General features: G+C 37.7%; 17 protein-coding genes. 6 read left to right on the top strand and 11 right to left on the bottom strand.

Annotated elements, in window-relative coordinates; translation table 11 throughout:
- Positions 1 to 253 precede the first annotated feature (253 nt).
- Positions 254 to 655, top strand: a complete 402-nt coding sequence (locus ACOCD9_RS16610) for an ATP-binding protein (RefSeq protein WP_149973853.1) — start codon at positions 254 to 256, stop codon at positions 653 to 655.
- Here ACOCD9_RS16610 and ACOCD9_RS16605 read toward each other — a convergent pair.
- A complete protein-coding gene (locus ACOCD9_RS16605) occupies positions 652 to 933 on the bottom strand; it encodes a DUF6439 family protein (RefSeq protein WP_419547997.1) in 282 nt (93 codons plus the stop codon). The two genes, ACOCD9_RS16610 and ACOCD9_RS16605, sit on opposite strands and share 4 nt — an antisense overlap.
- Positions 934 to 1,005: 72 nt before the next feature.
- Between ACOCD9_RS16605 and ACOCD9_RS16600 the strand changes: the two genes are divergently transcribed.
- On the top strand, positions 1,006 to 1,407 hold the full coding sequence (locus ACOCD9_RS16600; RefSeq protein ID WP_287701965.1) for a DUF2203 domain-containing protein: 402 nt from the start codon (positions 1,006 to 1,008) through the stop codon (positions 1,405 to 1,407).
- Positions 1,408 to 1,812: 405 nt separating this feature from the next.
- Here ACOCD9_RS16600 and ACOCD9_RS16595 read toward each other — a convergent pair whose 3' ends face one another.
- Complete coding sequence (locus ACOCD9_RS16595) at positions 1,813 to 3,369, bottom strand: M16 family metallopeptidase (RefSeq protein WP_419547996.1); 1,557 nt, start codon at positions 3,367 to 3,369, stop codon at positions 1,813 to 1,815.
- Positions 3,370 to 3,782: 413 nt separating this feature from the next.
- On the opposite strand from ACOCD9_RS16595, the gene ACOCD9_RS16590 reads away from it, so the two are divergent.
- Positions 3,783 to 4,325 (top strand): hypothetical protein, encoded by a 543-nt coding sequence (locus ACOCD9_RS16590; RefSeq protein WP_123230660.1) that lies wholly within the window; start codon positions 3,783 to 3,785, stop codon positions 4,323 to 4,325.
- Positions 4,326 to 4,424: 99 nt separating this feature from the next.
- Here ACOCD9_RS16590 and ACOCD9_RS16585 read toward each other — a convergent pair whose 3' ends face one another.
- From ACOCD9_RS16585 to ACOCD9_RS16570, 4 genes are all read right to left on the bottom strand, one after another.
- On the bottom strand, positions 4,425 to 4,991 hold the full coding sequence (locus ACOCD9_RS16585; RefSeq protein ID WP_419547995.1) for a type II CAAX prenyl endopeptidase Rce1 family protein: 567 nt from the start codon (positions 4,989 to 4,991) through the stop codon (positions 4,425 to 4,427).
- Positions 4,992 to 5,026: 35 nt separating this feature from the next.
- Positions 5,027 to 7,360, bottom strand: a complete 2,334-nt coding sequence (locus tag ACOCD9_RS16580; protein WP_419547994.1) for a hypothetical protein — start codon at positions 7,358 to 7,360, stop codon at positions 5,027 to 5,029.
- Between the two features lie 13 nt (positions 7,361 to 7,373).
- Positions 7,374 to 8,045, bottom strand: coding sequence for a DUF1822 family protein (locus ACOCD9_RS16575; protein WP_419547993.1), 672 nt, complete (start codon positions 8,043 to 8,045; stop codon positions 7,374 to 7,376).
- A 116-nt stretch (positions 8,046 to 8,161) separates the two neighbouring features.
- On the bottom strand, positions 8,162 to 8,728 hold the full coding sequence (locus tag ACOCD9_RS16570; RefSeq protein ID WP_419547992.1) for a hypothetical protein: 567 nt from the start codon (positions 8,726 to 8,728) through the stop codon (positions 8,162 to 8,164).
- A 287-nt stretch (positions 8,729 to 9,015) separates the two neighbouring features.
- Here ACOCD9_RS16570 and ACOCD9_RS16565 point away from each other — a divergent pair, with 287 nt between their 5' ends.
- The 3 genes from ACOCD9_RS16565 (at position 9,016) to ACOCD9_RS16555 (ending at position 11,629) form a co-directional block, all read left to right on the top strand.
- A complete protein-coding gene (locus ACOCD9_RS16565; RefSeq protein ID WP_419547991.1) occupies positions 9,016 to 10,329 on the top strand; it encodes a tetratricopeptide repeat protein in 1,314 nt (437 codons plus the stop codon).
- 39 nt (positions 10,330 to 10,368) lie between these two features.
- Entirely contained in the window at positions 10,369 to 10,917 is a 549-nt protein-coding gene (locus ACOCD9_RS16560) for a hypothetical protein (protein ID WP_419547990.1), read from the top strand.
- A gap of 412 nt (positions 10,918 to 11,329) precedes the next feature.
- The gene (locus tag ACOCD9_RS16555) at positions 11,330 to 11,629 is read left to right on the top strand and encodes a DUF4282 domain-containing protein (protein ID WP_419547989.1); all 300 of its coding nucleotides are present in this window, start codon (positions 11,330 to 11,332) and stop codon (positions 11,627 to 11,629) included.
- 116 nt (positions 11,630 to 11,745) lie between these two features.
- Here ACOCD9_RS16555 and ACOCD9_RS16550 read toward each other — a convergent pair whose 3' ends face one another.
- The 5 genes from ACOCD9_RS16550 to ACOCD9_RS16530 all read right to left on the bottom strand — a co-directional run bounded on the left by ACOCD9_RS16550 (position 11,746) and on the right by ACOCD9_RS16530 (position 15,903).
- The gene (locus tag ACOCD9_RS16550; protein ID WP_419547988.1) at positions 11,746 to 12,240 is read right to left on the bottom strand and encodes a pentapeptide repeat-containing protein; all 495 of its coding nucleotides are present in this window, start codon (positions 12,238 to 12,240) and stop codon (positions 11,746 to 11,748) included.
- Positions 12,241 to 12,491: 251 nt separating this feature from the next.
- Positions 12,492 to 13,184 (bottom strand): hypothetical protein, encoded by a 693-nt coding sequence (locus ACOCD9_RS16545; protein ID WP_130758240.1) that lies wholly within the window; start codon positions 13,182 to 13,184, stop codon positions 12,492 to 12,494.
- Between the two features lie 2 nt (positions 13,185 to 13,186).
- Positions 13,187 to 14,440, bottom strand: a complete 1,254-nt coding sequence (locus tag ACOCD9_RS16540) for a GUN4 domain-containing protein (protein ID WP_419547987.1) — start codon at positions 14,438 to 14,440, stop codon at positions 13,187 to 13,189.
- Entirely contained in the window at positions 14,441 to 15,148 is a 708-nt protein-coding gene (locus ACOCD9_RS16535; RefSeq protein ID WP_419547986.1) for a S1 family peptidase, read from the bottom strand.
- A gap of 152 nt (positions 15,149 to 15,300) precedes the next feature.
- Positions 15,301 to 15,903, bottom strand: coding sequence for a COP23 domain-containing protein (locus ACOCD9_RS16530; RefSeq protein ID WP_419547985.1), 603 nt, complete (start codon positions 15,901 to 15,903; stop codon positions 15,301 to 15,303).
- Positions 15,904 to 16,227: the final 324 nt, after the last annotated feature.

Raw genomic sequence — 16,227 nt, 5'->3', positions numbered from 1 at the left:
GCCGCTTTTTTAATTAATCACCCGCTCAAAGTTGCCTTGATTTTCGATTGGTTTGTAGATCAATCATAAAAATATCTAATCCATCTCAGAGACAGAAAAGGGACAAAATATGACTCATTAGGTATGGCAATCAACTAGATCGACGGTTGAGAGACCTTAATCTTTCTGTAAGAGAACAGTCATTGAATATAAGCTAGAGGTAAAGCGCGTGATTGCTATTTCACTGCCCACAGGAAAACGAAGCTGGAACACCATGAGTTTCGCTTCCACCTTGTATCTTTGTCCGATTTTAGATTTATTGACCGCTAGTATTCCCGAAGAATTAGAACCAGAAATTAGATTAGGATTGCAAGAAGCTTTAGTTAATGCCGCTAAACACGGCAATCATCTCGATCCCAGCAAAACCGTGGTCGTTCAATTTTCTAGCAGTAAAGACGAGTATTCTTGGGTAATTACCGACGAAGGTTGTGGATTTACGCCAGGTTGTCACCATCATGGCTGTAGTTGCGATTGCCCCAATTTTCCCCCCGAAGAAGCGGAAAATGGCCGAGGACTGTGTATGTTATATCAAATCTTCGACCAAGTTCACTGGAATCAACAAGGAACCCAACTGAAACTTTGTAAACAAATTAAACAGGAACGCTGGTTGAATTAATGACCATGACCGTGAGAAGGACAGGGAGGAGCAGAAATCGAGCGATCGAGCCAGCCTGTAGCCTGTTGTAGCCGAGGAAGTGCTTCTTTTGGCTGATTATCTAATAAAAACACCAAAGCCGTCCCCAATTGTTCAGCAGCCCGAGCATTACGGTTGGCCTTCAGACGATGCCAGTCAATTGGTGCGATCGCCAAACGTTCCGCCAAAATCCGCGCCAATTCCAAGGTAGATAGATCATCAATAGTCTGAGATGAGGAAGAGACAGGGGATGGAATCATAATCAAAAGGTTTCGTAAAACCGTAAAATCGTCTATAACTATAGTTTAGACGCAGGCAATCGGATCGAGTCCATGTCCTTAGAAGAAAACCCATACCCTAACGATGAATCGGCAGAATTTACCGAAGCGATTGAAGAAGTCGAAGCGGCGATCGCATCACTAAAAGACCGTTATCGACAGATCAACGAAGCAGAACAGCAAAAAAAAGACATAGAAGCACAATTTAGCGAAATAGAACCCCAATGGCGGGAAAATCCCCTACCTGAACTAGAAAAGGAATTAGTACAAATTCGCGAACAGATTCAAGAATTAGAGGTAATTTTAGAAAGCAATTTACTTAAAGAAGGGGAATTAAAGCGCTTATTCTGGGAAGGAATCCGTCGCGGACTGCTGGGGGAAGTTTTTTGGCAAATTGTCCGCTTTGGTGGTATTGGAATTTTACTGGGTTGGATTCTGCGATCCTGCACTGGGTGATTAACTGCACCGGAAGTGGGGTGTGGGGTGTGGGGTTTTACCGATTTTCAGGTAAAAAGTACCTAATTTTCAGGAAAAAAGTACCTGAATTTTACCCCCGATCACTCCAAGGGTAGGCACTTTTTGAGGGAAAAAAAGTCTAAAAGTCTTAGGATTTAGTATAAATTACTTGTTAAGTAGGTAGGCGTTAAAAATTATCAGACACCCCCCTTATCAAGGGGGGATTAAGGGGGGATCGGCACCCCCCTTATCAAGGGGGGCAGGGGGGATCGAAGCTAAAATCCATTTTTAATTTAATTATAACCAGCTACTTAAGACGGCACTGGGAAGGAGAGAAGGTAGCTTTTTTTCAGTGAATGCTCACCTAATACTGCTCACTGAAAAATTCCCTATCTCCCCATCTATCTATTTCGGTAAAATTCGGCCAATAGTGCGATTTTCGGGGGTAAAAGTCTCTTTAGCCACCCGTTGAATATCAGCTGCCGTGACAGCATTATAAGCATCTAATTGGGCGAATAAATTACGCCAATCGCCGGTTTTTACCTCGTATTCAATCAAGGATCGCGCCATGCCCATGTTAGAATCAAGACCTCTTAATAGGGCTGCCCGTAGTTGATTTTTAACCCGTTCTAATTCCTGTTCCGAAACCGGTTCATTTTTCAATCTTTCCAATTCCAAATTCAAACTCTGCGCTACTTCCTCCACACTGGCATTAGGAGCGGTAAGAGCATAGAATAACAGCAAATTCGGGTATTTATCTCCCGGAAAGCCGTTAAATCCCTGAGCAGCGAGGGCAAGTTGTTTGTCCTCCACTAAAGCTTTATACAGTCGCGAAGTTCTTCCTTCACTCATTAAAGTGGCGATAACCTCGTAAACCGCATGATCGGGATGATTGAGGGCGGGACGATGGTATCCTTCTAAATACCAAGGCTGCGAGGCTAATTTTAGGGTAATTTCCTTTGTTTTGGTTTGGTTCGGTTCCACTACCGTCACCTGGGGGGGTTTCGGTTTAGCGGGAAAACGACCAAAATAAACCTTAGCTAACTGTTTGACCTGTTCTGGGTCCACATCCCCGGCGATAGCTATGGTTAAATTACTGGCAGCATAAAATTTATCGAAAAAGTTTTGGATATCTGAGGGTTCCAGATTGCGAATATCTCGATCGTAGCCGATAACGGGACGTTTGTAGGGATGGACAGTATAAGCTTGATCGAGAAAAGCTTCGATTAATAGACCCAAGGGGCTATTATCCGTCCGCATCCGTCTTTCTTCTAGAATTACGTCTTTTTCTTTGTAAAATTCCCGTTGGAACACCGGTTCTAAAAATCTTTCCGATTCCAAAGACATCCACAATTCCAATTTATTCGACGGGAAACTGTAAAAATAGCTAGTTGCATCGCTGGAAGTGGTGGCATTTAAACCGACTCCTCCCTGAGTTTCGACGATTTGCCCGTATTCGTTGCGTTGGACGAATTTCTCGGACTCTGCCTTAGTTTTTTGAAATTCTTCCGTTAATTTAGCCACTTCTGCGCTTTTACCTGCTTTTTTGGCCGCTTGCAGTTCTTTGTCTATAGCTTCAAGGCGATCGAGGACTTTTTTCTCGCTAAGATAATCGGTAGTACCGATGGTTTTTGTGCCTTTAAAGGCTAAATGTTCCAAAAAGTGGGCAACTCCTGTTTTACCGTCCGGTTCATCGGCACCTCCCACATCCGCATAGGTGACAAAGGAAATAACCGGGGCATCGCGATTTTCTAGGATAATAAATTTTAGTCCGTTGTCGAGGCGAAATTCGGTAATTTTTTGTTGAAATTGCTTAAGGTAGGGGGTAATCGATTGTACATCGGCTGGTTCCTCTTTCGCTTGGGCAAGAAGGGGTGAGAAACTCCCAAAACCCCAAAACACAAGGAAAGCCACCCAAAAGCCGATTACAGCCCGATAATAGGGGTTATTTTTAATGATCATAGATAGTTTTATCAGGTATCGTGGGAGCGAGAGATCGATCGCTCTGTTCGATCTTAGCAGTCGATTGTTAGGAGAGGGGGAGTGGGAATTGTGAATTATGAATTATGAATTATGAATTGGGAAGTGGGAAGTGGCTGACAGGGGGACAAGAAGGCTGAAATCCATATATCGTAAGCTTTTCATGGTTTTAGCTCGAAAAAGTTCGCCGCACCATCTCTCACTTATTAATAATAATTCCTAGTAAGCTCGCTCCTATCTCTAATTCTTTCGTTAGCTTTTTGCCTAGAATCGCTAGATCTATTTCTAGTGAGAGAAGCCAGAAGCCTTTGTTAGCAAGTTTTCTAGCTCGCTTGTCCCCCTGTCAGGCGTTTATGCTATCATACCCTTGACCCTTCTGAACCGTTATAAAAGCTATGACCTCTCTTAAAAAGATAGTAAATTTACTGAACTGTTTTCTTTGTTTAAATTTATTAAATTTAATTGCTTACAAACCAATGTTAGGACAATTATTTATTGTCAGTCCTATTTTGAAGAATAGTGATGATAAGCAAATCTTAGAAGAACCTAAATTAGTGTTAACTAGAAACAAAAAATATGCAGAATATGAAGGTCAACTTGTCGCACCAGGACATGGTAATCTAAATTATAAAATTATTCGCATAGATACAACTAATTTTATTACAGGGGGAACTTTAAGAATAGATATTCAGGTTGGCTCTGGTCAAAGCCAAGCCTCTTTTGATTTATTTGCAGAGGATGCAGTTATTCCTATTGCGGGCAGACCACAACAGAGTTTAGCTGGTGCTTATGATATTTCACCTGATTCGGGGACATCTCTTACTTATAAATTTGATAAGGGAGAAGTCTTCCAATTTGGTGCAACTGGCAATTGGTTTAGTCCAAAAGGAAGTCGTAATAGCTATAAAATTAAAGCTTATGTAATTCCCAAAATTTAGTCTTTATAATTGCCTTTTAACAAATAGATGAGGGAAATTTATGGTCAATCTTTTAACATATAGTCTGGCTAGTGTTTTTATATTGCATGAGTAATTCGGTTATACACTGCCTGTAAGAATTGCGATAATACCAAGAATTGTATGGCTAAGGGTAATACTATAAAAATTCTTAAAGCGATTATAGTGATATGCCCAATATAAACCGATAATTAAACTTAATAAGACTGTTGGTAGGTCTTGATAAATGCTATGAGCAAAACTATAAAGAATAGCAGTAATGATAATGATAGAACCTTGATTAAGTTGAATTTGAGCAAGTCGATTAAAAAGGTAGGAACGGTATAAAAATTCTTGTAGTGGAGATGAAAGTGAAATGTAAAATACATAGAAATACCAAGTAATATCAGTGTTATCAATTCGCATTCCATGATTAAGATAAAAGATAATCATTAAAACGGAAGATATTATGGTTACGGGTAAAATATCTTTAATCGCTGGTAATAAATTTTGATGATTAAACCCTAAATCTGCTAGAGCAATCTCGTTGAGCATCGCTAGACCGATAATCAAAACTCCTGTGATGGTTAATACTAAAAAGCGATCGCTAAAGGGAATAACCTTTGTTAGAATTAAAACAACAGGTAGGATATAGAGAAAAGAGATCACTACAGAAGTTGTTATTTGTGATGATGATAAGAGTTTCATGAGCGTAAGAAATTAATAAGTTTTTTAAAGCCTACAAGTTTTTTTTCTAATTGTTTCCCTTCAATCAAGAAAATGATAATAGGATATATGACGAGCATCAAAAAGAAAAACCCACCTGTCCAAGTAACAAAGAGACTTTTACTAGCAATACCGAAGGATTGGTTTATTTTTGACAAAATAAATTGATTTATTGAAATTGAGAAAACGAAAATGGAAATAAAAAGAAAAGCTAAACTTGCTTGATGATTCCATATTTTAATTCTAGGATTTTTGATTATAAAAACAATAGTCATTAATAGAAGAAAAGCAATAAATAAATAAACAAAAATTCTGAGATTGGTTTCTAAGTTATCTGTTTGAAATAATAAATTTTTAACTTGTTTAGTATAATAATTATCAAAAGGTATCCAGAGAAGCAATCCGATATCACACAACAAAATATATTTGAGATACTTATCAATGTTAAATACAGAGTTGTCATTAAAAATATTTTCCGACAAAAAAGCTGTCAATTCAAAAGCACAGAAAAAAATTGCCCAGTAATTGAATAAATAAAAAAAGCGACTTATAGAGTAATGCTTTGACCAAAGTTGATGACTATGGGCAATACTCAAAAAAATTCCATTAGCTTGATTATTTTTTTCAGGAGGCTGAATAATTCTCTTAATAAAAGCTTCGATATATTGTTTATCAAGATTAACTTTCTCTTTTAAATTAATTTCATTTAACCATTGAGGAGGAAGTTGATACTTATTAATATTTTTACTGATTAGAATTGCATTTAATTCCTGTATTTCAAGAATAATACTGCTATCGGGTTTAATTTCAAATAAGAATAAAGGATCAGAATTTAATTCCGTAAAAATAGCGATTACAGATGCAAATGCAATAAGAGTAGTAATTATCAAAATTATGCCTGTTTTTTTTAGTATTAAGCTAAAAGCTCTATAAAGAGAGAATAGTGACAAAGGCAAAAATAATGAGGGATAAACAATGATATGAGGATAAAGCTGTGCATAAAACTGCAAAGTATTAAGACTGCCAAATTCTCCTAAAATACTTAATGGTAATCCAACTACTATAACCATTAAAATAACTAATAAAATTAATTCAATTTTGGAACTAAAGCGACGTTCTATAAACAAACTATCCCAAGTTAAATCAAAGGCTTCTGGATTAGCGACAATAACGGGTAGCCAACTTTTTCCTGATGGTTTAGCTCCCTTATCATATTCCAATAAGAGTTGTTCACGAGCATAACGCATGGATGCAAATATAGATTTTTCCTTTTCAACAAAAGCCTTTAGCAAATGATTAAGTAATGTACCTGCAAAGAAAGAATCAACTCTTTCCCGCATTACGATACAGTAAGGAAGATTCAGAGAAGTTAATTGATTGGCTAATCCTAAACCGTCACAGGAGTTAAAAATTGCCAGTTGTAGTTTGTCATTAATCAATTTTTGCATCCATTTGGTTAATTCATTAATCTCAATTTCTTTTGTTTGAAGTTTTTGATTATCATCTAGCCAACTAATTTGTAGCCAGCCAATTCTACCGTCTGGATTACTATGACTATGACCCGCAAAAAAGAAGATATGCCAACCGGCTGGTTCTTCTAGTGCTTCAATTAATTTTGAGTAATTCGGCTGGTAAAGTGTCTGAATAAAAGCACCATATTTTTTTAATCGATCAAGAGATTCTTTTTCTTGCTTATATTCATTATTTTCATCTAATTCGTTATCTGCGAAAATAGCTAAAATCCGAACTCTTGTATCTAAGCGGTTAATGGTTTGTTTTTGTTCGGGACGTGCGAAATCCGTTGCGCTCACAGATAACTCTGTATTTTTGTGCAGACGAAATAAAGGATACAAAAATTCCCATTCTTGCCAAGGAAATCCTCTTAATATTCGATCTTCAGTTTGTATAAAAAGTTGAATTTCTTCTTGTGAATTTGCGTATTTTTCTAAGGTATTTTGAATTTTTGAGTCAACTTCACCCCTTTCGTTAATCCAACTTTGAGTATCTGTTAACCATTGATTCATTTCTGTTTTTAAATTTTCAGCCAGTTTCTGTAAACTAATATTACCATCGGTACTTAATAGTTGCTCAGAAAGAGATTTTATTTTAGGTCGTCGGGGAGAGTCTGGAATGATGTAATTTTTCCAGATATTAAATGTCTGACTAAGTTGCTCTGGCATAATTGAAAGATAGGAGCTTCTTTCTTCCAAACGTCCTTTAGAGTCAGAGATAGTCAAAGTGACGGGTAGAACTGCCATTCGGTTTGGCAATTGAAGACAGGAACCAATTTTAAAATAAATTTTTTTTGACATAGCAATCTCTTTTCTATCCTGGAAAGCTTTCTACTATCGTAATTTCATTGAGAGTAAAACTAATTTTAAAAGAATCATTGCTTTTACAAACAAAACTATGTCCTATCGTAAGATCAAGAATATTAGTTTGATCATTAGTTCTTTGAGGGGGAAAAAATTCTCCTTCTTCATCGAAAACAGAAACAATTAGGTTTTCAGGCAAATAACCTTTACCATTTTGAGGTCTAACTTTCAAATAGATGCGAATTTCTTTGTTATTAATTTCGTCAATCGTTAAAATTAATTCGAGTAGATGTTGGTCTAATTCAATTACTTTTTTTCGACTAATTGATTTCCCAAGTGTTGCCGTTTTAAATCCTTGATTCTCAAGACAATTTTGCCAGAAACTCAATAGGGAAACTATCTCACTTTTTATAGATTCAATAGTGGTTGATGTTTCTCTAACAGCAGATTCTTGAATCGTTATTGTATTTTTAGATATATCTAAAATTTTAGCGTTTGATTTAGCTTCTTCTAACACTATAATTTTTTTTAGACTAAAGGCTTCTAATTCTAAAATAGAAATACCGAGTGTTTTTTCTAATTCTCCAGACTCAAATAATTCGCATAACCGATCAAATATTTGATAATTACCCTTCAGTTGAATTATAGTATTTTGATTTTGTGTGTCAGTCTGATCAGTCATGATTTCCTCCTCAATTTTACCTATTGAATATTTGTGAATTTAATGATTTTCAGAAATTATTTATTACTTAGTCTTGAGAAAATAATCCCAATAAATTTAACTAAGATATTATTATCTTACCCTATTATTTGTATATTTTCCTCCTTAATATCAACTTTAAGAAGCCTGAATGCTTCAACTATTATGGAATGATTGATTGAATTTTTATCTGTCTTACTCAGCTTAATATTAATCCCTATCTCTTCATTTTTAACTGAGGGATAAGTATTTTTTCTATAATTCCAAGTGTAGGCTGAGTTAACATGATGCTCAAGGTAGATAGGAACTCGCGCCCAATCACCTATTTGTTTGCCAGAAGCCAGAAAACTTGTCCATTTGTAAATACTTTTAGACAGGTCTCCTTTAATATTAGTTAAATGTAAATAGCTTTCTATCTGTTTTACATCATAGCCTTGTAATAGTAAACATAACCAACATTTTTCCTTTGGTTTTAGTGTTTTATTTCCTCTTTGAGCGGACTTCCATGCTTCCTTAGGAACCTTATCAATAGATTCATACTCATCTTGAAGAATAAGTACACATTTCAGATCCTCAAATAATCTATCTAAATCCCAATCTTTTTTAGTCTGGGGACAAAGAGTACAAAACCCCCCTCGACAAAGATCACATTTTTGCATCTCCATTTGATTAATAAGCTAATTAAGAATTTATCGCAAAGGCTCTCCTGAATATATGGTCAAAAACACACTTAGGTCTTTTAACAAGGCTTTAAGCATTAACGAACCATATTCTGCTATACATTTTCGCTACTGAAGTCAGAAAAGCCGTCACAGAATCAAATATAACATAACTTTTCTCTCTAAAATCTCCAACCTTGGTTGGCAAATACTTAGAGCAGCAGATATTAAAGTTTTATTAGATTCCTTAATCTAGCCATAAAGTCTTGCACAACAGTAGCTTAGGAGATAAAATGGGTAGTTCAACACAGACTCTTCTCGTTGGTGGTAGCGTTGTTGCGATTACTGTCATCGCTTCGACTTTTGCCATCAACAAAGCTCAAGAAACCTTAGCCTATCGCCATGAATCTTTTGAAAAGGCACAAATGGCTTATCAATCCGTTAATTGTCCAGAGGCAACAGCTTATTTTACTCGGTTAGAGGAAACAGCCTCGTTTCCTTTCAATAACTTTGATGGTCTGACAGACCTCGCTCAACGAAAGATGGCAACTTGTTCTTCGTTTATGACCGCCAATCAGCAAGCAAAACAGGCAGAGCAACAGAAAAATTTATCAAAAGCCTTGTTTAGCCGGTATCTTTTTAATGAGCAACATGATAAAGATGAGTTGACGCAAGCAATGAGTCGCTCAATCACTGGGTTATTTTCAACCTACGGTGTGGCCAAATTGGCTGGGAGCGAATCTTGTGACGGCTTGGACAAATTAATAAATGGTGGAGCAATACCTAATATTCAGGTAAATTTACCTTACTTTCATGATTCTTGTGCAAAATTCTACGATAAACAAGGTCAATCTCCACAAGCACTAGCCCAACGTCGCCGTTTCCTTGCTGTTGCACCGAGGCATCCTTTATCTCGAAATGTCCAGATAGCGCTGGTCAAAAACTCGAACATTTGTTCTCAGGCTTCAACATTTCAAGATATTCCTAATATTGCGAAATTGTCAGCCTTGATGCCTGTAGTTTACATAAATTGTTCACAGGCTTACTACAACACAATTTCTTATCCTGAATCTAAGTCATTTCTCCAGACTTTACGACAGAATTATCCCAACCATTCTTTTGCAAAAGTCGCCAATAACTGGCTTTTCTCAATAAACCAAGAAATTAAAATGGTTAAGTCCGAAATTTACCAGTCTGGCGAAACCATCAAAGCTAAACTCGCATTATGTACAACTACAGGGGTTGTTGGTTTGGGCTGGGTAGTTGATATTTGGGAGTTTACCACTGGAAGGAGCTGCGGTCTCGAAGAACGCCTTGAGGATTGGGAACGTTACGGTGGATTGATTCCTTGGTTTGGGGAAGCAAAAGGACTTGGTAAGGGAAAAAGGGTGTACGATTTTATTCAGGTTGCCTCCCGTTGGCAAGGTATTGACAAAACGCAATCCGCAGCACAGGACGACCAATCTCTCGTTGAATTGCTTAAGGACAAACAAATGATCCTATTATTTGCTCACCATAATCCCAAACTTGCTAAATTGGTAGTACCTCGACTTAATCAGACCGTTGATACCAGCAAAAAAACTCTATTTTTAGAGTATCTTAAGTAACCTATCTCTTTTTTGATATTAATTAGGAGAAAGCATTCAATGAAAATTTACTCGCAACTTATCGCTTTTCTTAGCTGTTTGGCTCTAACGGATGTGACTATCTTTACAAGTCCTTCTTTGGCTAATAGATTGCCCGTTTCTGCTAAGTGTCAAGCTTCTTTAGATAGAACGCAAGCTAAATTGAAGAAAGCTAAGGCATGGAGTTGGCAACTAACTGTTAATGGTGGGAAAGCACCATCTGAATTTAGTATAGAGACTCTAAATTCATCAAATGAATCCACGTGGATTCAATATAATGGACGAAACAATCCTTGGAAAGCAACCAGAAATAAGATAATACAAATAACAGTCGGTGAACCAGGATTAAACAATGTTGGCAATTCCCCCAAATTTATGGAATCAATTAGTCAAGACATCATATTTTCTTGTTCGGATGTTGTATTGATTAAGTTTTGGCTAGCATATTATTGGGGACCAGAAGTCGGTCTTCTTCAAGATGGAAATGTTAGAGTTTTTAAATGTTTGAGTGAGGATAATAGAAATTATGGTGAAGGTTCTCCTTGGGGATATGATGATTGTTGCTGCTAGTTATTAGACATCTCCAAAAATTATCACCGGCTCATAGCTTGTTTTGGGCTATGTACTAACTAAACAGTTCGATAAGTCTTGATATTACCCTTAGATTCTTGTTGATTTAGATGGAAACAAAACGCGACAAGTGCAGTATGAATGATAATCTTTACAGAAGTACCCGACAATTAAGTACGTTGAATAATTGTAAACTTTTGTCAAAAAATGCAGTCAGATCAAAGAATCGTCGCTAGACTTCCAGAAAGTTTCTTTTATTTCAGCCTATTGTCATAAATCTACTTCAAGCTTCTGGGTGTGATATACGAAAAATTCTGCGATCGCACCAAAACAGGCTGATATGCCGAAAGTTTCCACAGATAGTTACTCATACTTCAAAAAATTGCCGTTTATTAAGAGAGGAGCAAGTTAAATGCCGAGTAATTTTTTCAGTTTATTATTCGACCTTTCCTTTTCCAAATTTATTGGAATTAGAATTATTGGTTTAATTTACGGAGTAGGGGGAATTTTTATCTTCCTATTTTCTTTAGGATTTTTGATAGGTGGATTTCAAGCAGGTCCGGGTCAAGGTTTACTGGCTTTTCTCTTGTCTCCACTTTTATTCCTATCACTCCTGATTAGCTTTCGCATTGTTTTAGAGGGATTTGTGGCCTCACTAAAAACTGCTGAAAATACTTCAGAGCTTGTTGAACACTTCAAACGGCTTCCTTAAGTCTGGAGTTTTTCATCACAAGCTTCTGAAAACAAGTTAAGGTCATGCCAAATCATTAACCCTTAAATGAACTACTCCACTTGATCGTGTAGCAGCGTAGAGTGGTTCATTTTTATTTATTTACACCATGCTGCACTTGCGCTTCCATCCAACCCTGTATACGTATCACATCTCACACCATTAAAATTAGCGTCTGTCACATCCGCCCCTGTAAAATTAGACCGGCCTATGTCAGCATTTATCAGGCTTGCTCTTTTTAAATTAGCATCCATTAATTTTGCATAGCCCATATAAGCACTATTAAGTCTAGCATTTGATAAATTGGCTCCTATTAATTTGGTGCTATCCAAGTTAGCTCCCGTCAAAATTGCGCCACTTAAATTGGCTTTGGTTAAATCAGAACCACCAAGACTAGCACCACTTAAATCAGCACCTTGTAGGTTAGCCTGTCTTAGATTTAATCCACTCAAATCTGCACCGCTTAAATCGCATCCGGGGCATTGTTTTGTTTGCTTAAATTTCTTTACATGATCGAGATTTTCAGCACCGATAGAACTTACTAAACTCACAGAAGATATAACGATTATTGAAAAGATGACAGTAAGTTTCATAGCTATTTTACCTCAATTTTTTTTCAAACAAATTAAGAAGTAATTATAACATAGTATTTCCCTGATGCGGACAAAAAGGATGCTATCCCTCAGTGCATTTTCTGAGGGCAGTTTATCCTCCACTAACCCTATTAATTCCAACGAAAGTACCTTTGCGATTTTCATTCCTAGGTAAATCGCAAAGGTTTTGAGTCATATCATATCAAATAAAAGCCTTTTTTAGTAGGGCTTTTACCTATATTGAGCGAACCCTATCTTGTAACATCGGGATAAGATGGACATTCATAGACTGTTACTTCCTCCTTGTCACAGATTATGCTTCCCAAGAGATTGATGATTCCCAAGGGATCATCGATACGATTACCAGGGCAAACACGCTTTGTTGTTGGTACTTTATTCTTTTCTTCAACAATGGTTGTTGTTTCGACGTATGCTGTGAAGGTTCCCTGGTCAACTATTGTGTTTTTTTCCTTAATCGTATAATCGAAATCGTTTTCTCCCTGTCTGACGATTAGAAATTGTCCATCGTGTCCTGAACCGATGGTTATCTCGGTAATTTGGGAGCCTCTGCCCCGGCTATAATCTCGGTCAGTGAAGGGAAAAGGATCGCTCGCCACTCCCCGGCTAACATTTCTAACAATAACCCTTCTGTCCCGACTCGGAGGGAAGGCGGTGGAGGTAAAGCTTGCTTTTACTATACCTTTAGAAAACCCTGGGCATTCACCGGTGTATCGGTACATGGGAATCACCAATCTGTTGAGAGAGGGACTTCCTATTATTTCCAAACCAACTTCTGGCGATTCCGTTTGCTTATTCTGTTGTTGTTGGTTGCTGGTGATAATTGGCGGGTAAATATTTATCGCTTGGGTATTTGACGGCAGACAAGTTAGGCAGAAACTTAGGCTGAGAAATTTCAGAGGTGAAATGAAACCGTTATTCATCATAATTAGGGTTCAGATTCGCTTGAGATTATATTTTCTATAATACCTGAGTCTGTGAAACTTAAAGCATCGCATTTTTCCAATCGGTTAAGGAATGTTCCGAAGTCGGAAGCGGCAAGAAGTTTATAGGATGGCAAGTGACCTTTTTTGGCTTCAAGACTGTAGTTGGGGGGATTGGTCAATGGTCCTTCATAGCCACGCCGCCACCCTACCCTCTCTTCAAATTGCTTATAGTCATTTTTTACGCCTTTCCAGATTTCTCCCTGAACGCTAAAGCCAAAATGTCCACTGGAATATTGCACCCAAAGTCGATTAATAATCTTCAGGTCAGAACAGGACAGATTGTTGATGATGTTTCCGTTAAAATAGGTTTGATCTGTACCTCGAAGCATTAGTTTTTTCGTTTCGGCTTCGGCCCGCTGCCAATTTCCCTGTTCGAGAAGACTGCGAAGTGTCTGAAAGCGATTATTATCGGGCAGCGGAGTGGCTCGACAGTCGTCCACTACTTGGATATTTTGCCAGCTTGCATAAAGATTAATAGGAACGGATAAAAATTCTATAACTTGTGTGTTAGGGTCTCTGTCACCTCCCCCATTAATTCCCACCAAACAGCCGTTTTCGTGTAATAGTGGACCGCCACTCATTCCCTGTACAAGTTCGAGTTTATGGGCAATTTGATATCCCCCTGCGGCTTTTCTGTCAATACCAAGTATATTACCTGGACCCAAAAATCGCGCACGTCGGTCTCGGCTAGTTTTGCTAGGAACTGCCCAGCCAAATACATAAACTTTACTTGAGCCAGATAGCTGTTCTGCATTACCTATTCTGACAGTTTCGTATTCTATTGTACTAAAAAACTTGAGAATTGCTAAATCAGCATTCGGATGAATTTTTACCGAGGAAATTTCACTTATATATTGTTGTCTGTCAGAAGTTTCAACGCGATAACCAGTAGAGTTGAGCATCCCTTGGCTGGTTAGCTTATTTTCTTGATTGCAGAATTTTCGATCATTTGAATCAAGAAGAAGTACATGGCAGTTAGTCAGGACAGTATATAAATACCCTTGCCGTCCTTTAGATGTATCTTTTTGTTTCTGAACAATTGCTCCAGTACCTGGTTTATGACCAATTATTTTGACTGTAGTTTGTTTGGCGATTTCCTCAACTTCTCTTTGGGAGAGAGCTAATAAGCCTTGCTGAGTTAACGAAACCGCTATTAATCCAACTATAAGCCAGTTTATTGTAGCTAATATTTTCATCTATTTATCAGATATTACTTTAATAATTTGTTCGCTGGGTATTGCCCAACTTGAGTTATTGATTAGAGTCTGCAAATCCGGCGATGGTTGAGAACCATCTTCATAATTATCGGAGTTTTCCCACAAAACGGGATGTCTGCCGCTGATGCCGACTAATTCTCCCTTTTGATTGAGTAATGGACCTCCGCTCATTCCCTTTTCAAAGTCGCCATTATATCCGATTTGATATCCTCCTTCTAGCGGTTTTTCTAAGAATGCAACTATTTTACCCGGTGTAAAATCAAACTCGTCGTTTAGGCTCTGAGTGCTTTCTTTTGTTTCTTTTTTTTGTATTGACTCATTGGCTGGATAGGCAAATTGTGGTTGCAAATAAAAAGGGAAACCCGCCGCTAACACATATTCCCCTCTCTTTAGGTTAGCGGAGGAACCTAGGCGAGAAGCCACATAAAAGCAGGGGGATTTAAATTGTAGTAGAGCTAGGTCATTCCGAGCAAAATTTGCAGTTTTTACCACTTCTGAAATATGAATTTTTCCGTCAAAAGTTTGAATACTGTAGGAAAAGTGATTATCCTTGAGAACATGGGCGTTAGTAATCACTTTATAATTGTTGTTTTGGGAGTAAATTATTACTCCAGAACCGATAAATTCTGATTCATATAATATTTTTACGGTGATAACTTTAATCGTATTATATAAAGAATCGATCAAAATTGGTCGAGAAGATGGGCATCCCGACCGAATAATGTGAGGAGCAAAGTAGCCATTATCTGCATCAGTCACTAGCCTTAAGGCTGGACTACTGATGAGGAACATTATTAGTAAAAGTTGACATTGGGATTGGTTCACTGCCAAACTTACTCCTAGCGAGGCTCATTTTCTGAAGCTTCGATTATTTCTTCAAGATTGTTAATAAAAGTCTCGACATTAATATTAAGTTCTCCTTCTGAATCATAGGAAAAAGGCTGGTCAGTAAATCTAAATTTTGAAGGATTGCCATAGCGATTCATATTAAATAGTTTTTGGGCAACTTCTTCAGGGTTTACTCCTGCTTTTAGAGTGAATAAAACCTCGTTTTTAGCGCAACTTCCGCCCTTAACTTTCGGAACACAGATAACGGGATAGCCATTGACATTTGAAGTTTTAACATTGGTCAGCAGAGGAGCATATTGATTGAAGCGATCAGAAACCGTGATGCAGCGTTTCCTGTTGTCCCATCCTGAATCGGCAAAGTCGTTGGAAGTCCATTCAATTATCGCTATGTTTCTTTTAGGGCGTTTGACAAAGGTATTCCACTTTCCCTGAAGTTGGCCGCAGAAGAACAGTCCCTTTCCTGCGGACTTGCTAGGTTCTGGTAAACTAAAAGTGGCAGCACCAGTTAAGAATAACATCGCCAGAATTTGGCATGGCTGTCGGTGTTTCATTTTCAATGACCTCTTTTTTCGTTTTGCTTGCCAGTCTAACATAGGATTCATCCCAAATCAACTTTTAATAATACGATTAACTCCCGATCGAGCTTTGAAAACCTGCGCCCCGCTTCCCACTTAAGTAGCTGGTTATAATTAAATTAAAAATGGATTTTAGGTTTGATCCCCCCTGCCCCCCTTGATAAGGGGGGTGCCGATCCCCCCTTAGTCCCCCCTTAATAAGCTGTCCTTTAGTCACATCTTTCTTAACATTTCAAACCTTTGTAGCACAAGGCTTTCAAGACTCGGTTAACAATCTGTAATATTCCTTGTTGACACCCTTACTGACAAGGAAAAAACTGAAATCAAGTCAGGATAAGGGTT

This window comes from Microcystis sp. (assembly GCF_048564745.1).
Taxonomy (GTDB): domain Bacteria; phylum Cyanobacteriota; class Cyanobacteriia; order Cyanobacteriales; family Microcystaceae; genus Microcystis; species Microcystis ichthyoblabe_A.
The sequence above is the reverse complement of the archived record's forward strand: the minus strand, read 5'-3'. Positions and strand labels throughout refer to the sequence as shown.

Bases quoted from the DNA above. Each gene is read 5' to 3' on its own strand.
- ACOCD9_RS16610 (WP_149973853.1), top strand. From the start codon at position 254: ATGAGTTTCGCTTCCACCTTGTATCTTTGTCCGATTTTAGATTTATTG.
- ACOCD9_RS16605 (WP_419547997.1), bottom strand. From the start codon at position 933: ATGATTCCATCCCCTGTCTCTTCCTCATCTCAGACTATTGATGATCTA.
- ACOCD9_RS16600 (WP_287701965.1), top strand. From the start codon at position 1,006: ATGTCCTTAGAAGAAAACCCATACCCTAACGATGAATCGGCAGAATTT.
- ACOCD9_RS16595 (WP_419547996.1), bottom strand. From the start codon at position 3,369: ATGATCATTAAAAATAACCCCTATTATCGGGCTGTAATCGGCTTTTGG.
- ACOCD9_RS16590 (WP_123230660.1), top strand. From the start codon at position 3,783: ATGACCTCTCTTAAAAAGATAGTAAATTTACTGAACTGTTTTCTTTGT.
- ACOCD9_RS16580 (WP_419547994.1), bottom strand. From the start codon at position 7,360: ATGTCAAAAAAAATTTATTTTAAAATTGGTTCCTGTCTTCAATTGCCA.
- ACOCD9_RS16575 (WP_419547993.1), bottom strand. From the start codon at position 8,045: ATGACTGATCAGACTGACACACAAAATCAAAATACTATAATTCAACTG.
- ACOCD9_RS16570 (WP_419547992.1), bottom strand. From the start codon at position 8,728: ATGGAGATGCAAAAATGTGATCTTTGTCGAGGGGGGTTTTGTACTCTT.
- ACOCD9_RS16565 (WP_419547991.1), top strand. From the start codon at position 9,016: ATGGGTAGTTCAACACAGACTCTTCTCGTTGGTGGTAGCGTTGTTGCG.
- ACOCD9_RS16560 (WP_419547990.1), top strand. From the start codon at position 10,369: ATGAAAATTTACTCGCAACTTATCGCTTTTCTTAGCTGTTTGGCTCTA.
- ACOCD9_RS16555 (WP_419547989.1), top strand. From the start codon at position 11,330: ATGCCGAGTAATTTTTTCAGTTTATTATTCGACCTTTCCTTTTCCAAA.
- ACOCD9_RS16550 (WP_419547988.1), bottom strand. From the start codon at position 12,240: ATGAAACTTACTGTCATCTTTTCAATAATCGTTATATCTTCTGTGAGT.
- ACOCD9_RS16545 (WP_130758240.1), bottom strand. From the start codon at position 13,184: ATGATGAATAACGGTTTCATTTCACCTCTGAAATTTCTCAGCCTAAGT.
- ACOCD9_RS16540 (WP_419547987.1), bottom strand. From the start codon at position 14,440: ATGAAAATATTAGCTACAATAAACTGGCTTATAGTTGGATTAATAGCG.
- ACOCD9_RS16530 (WP_419547985.1), bottom strand. From the start codon at position 15,903: ATGTTAGACTGGCAAGCAAAACGAAAAAAGAGGTCATTGAAAATGAAA.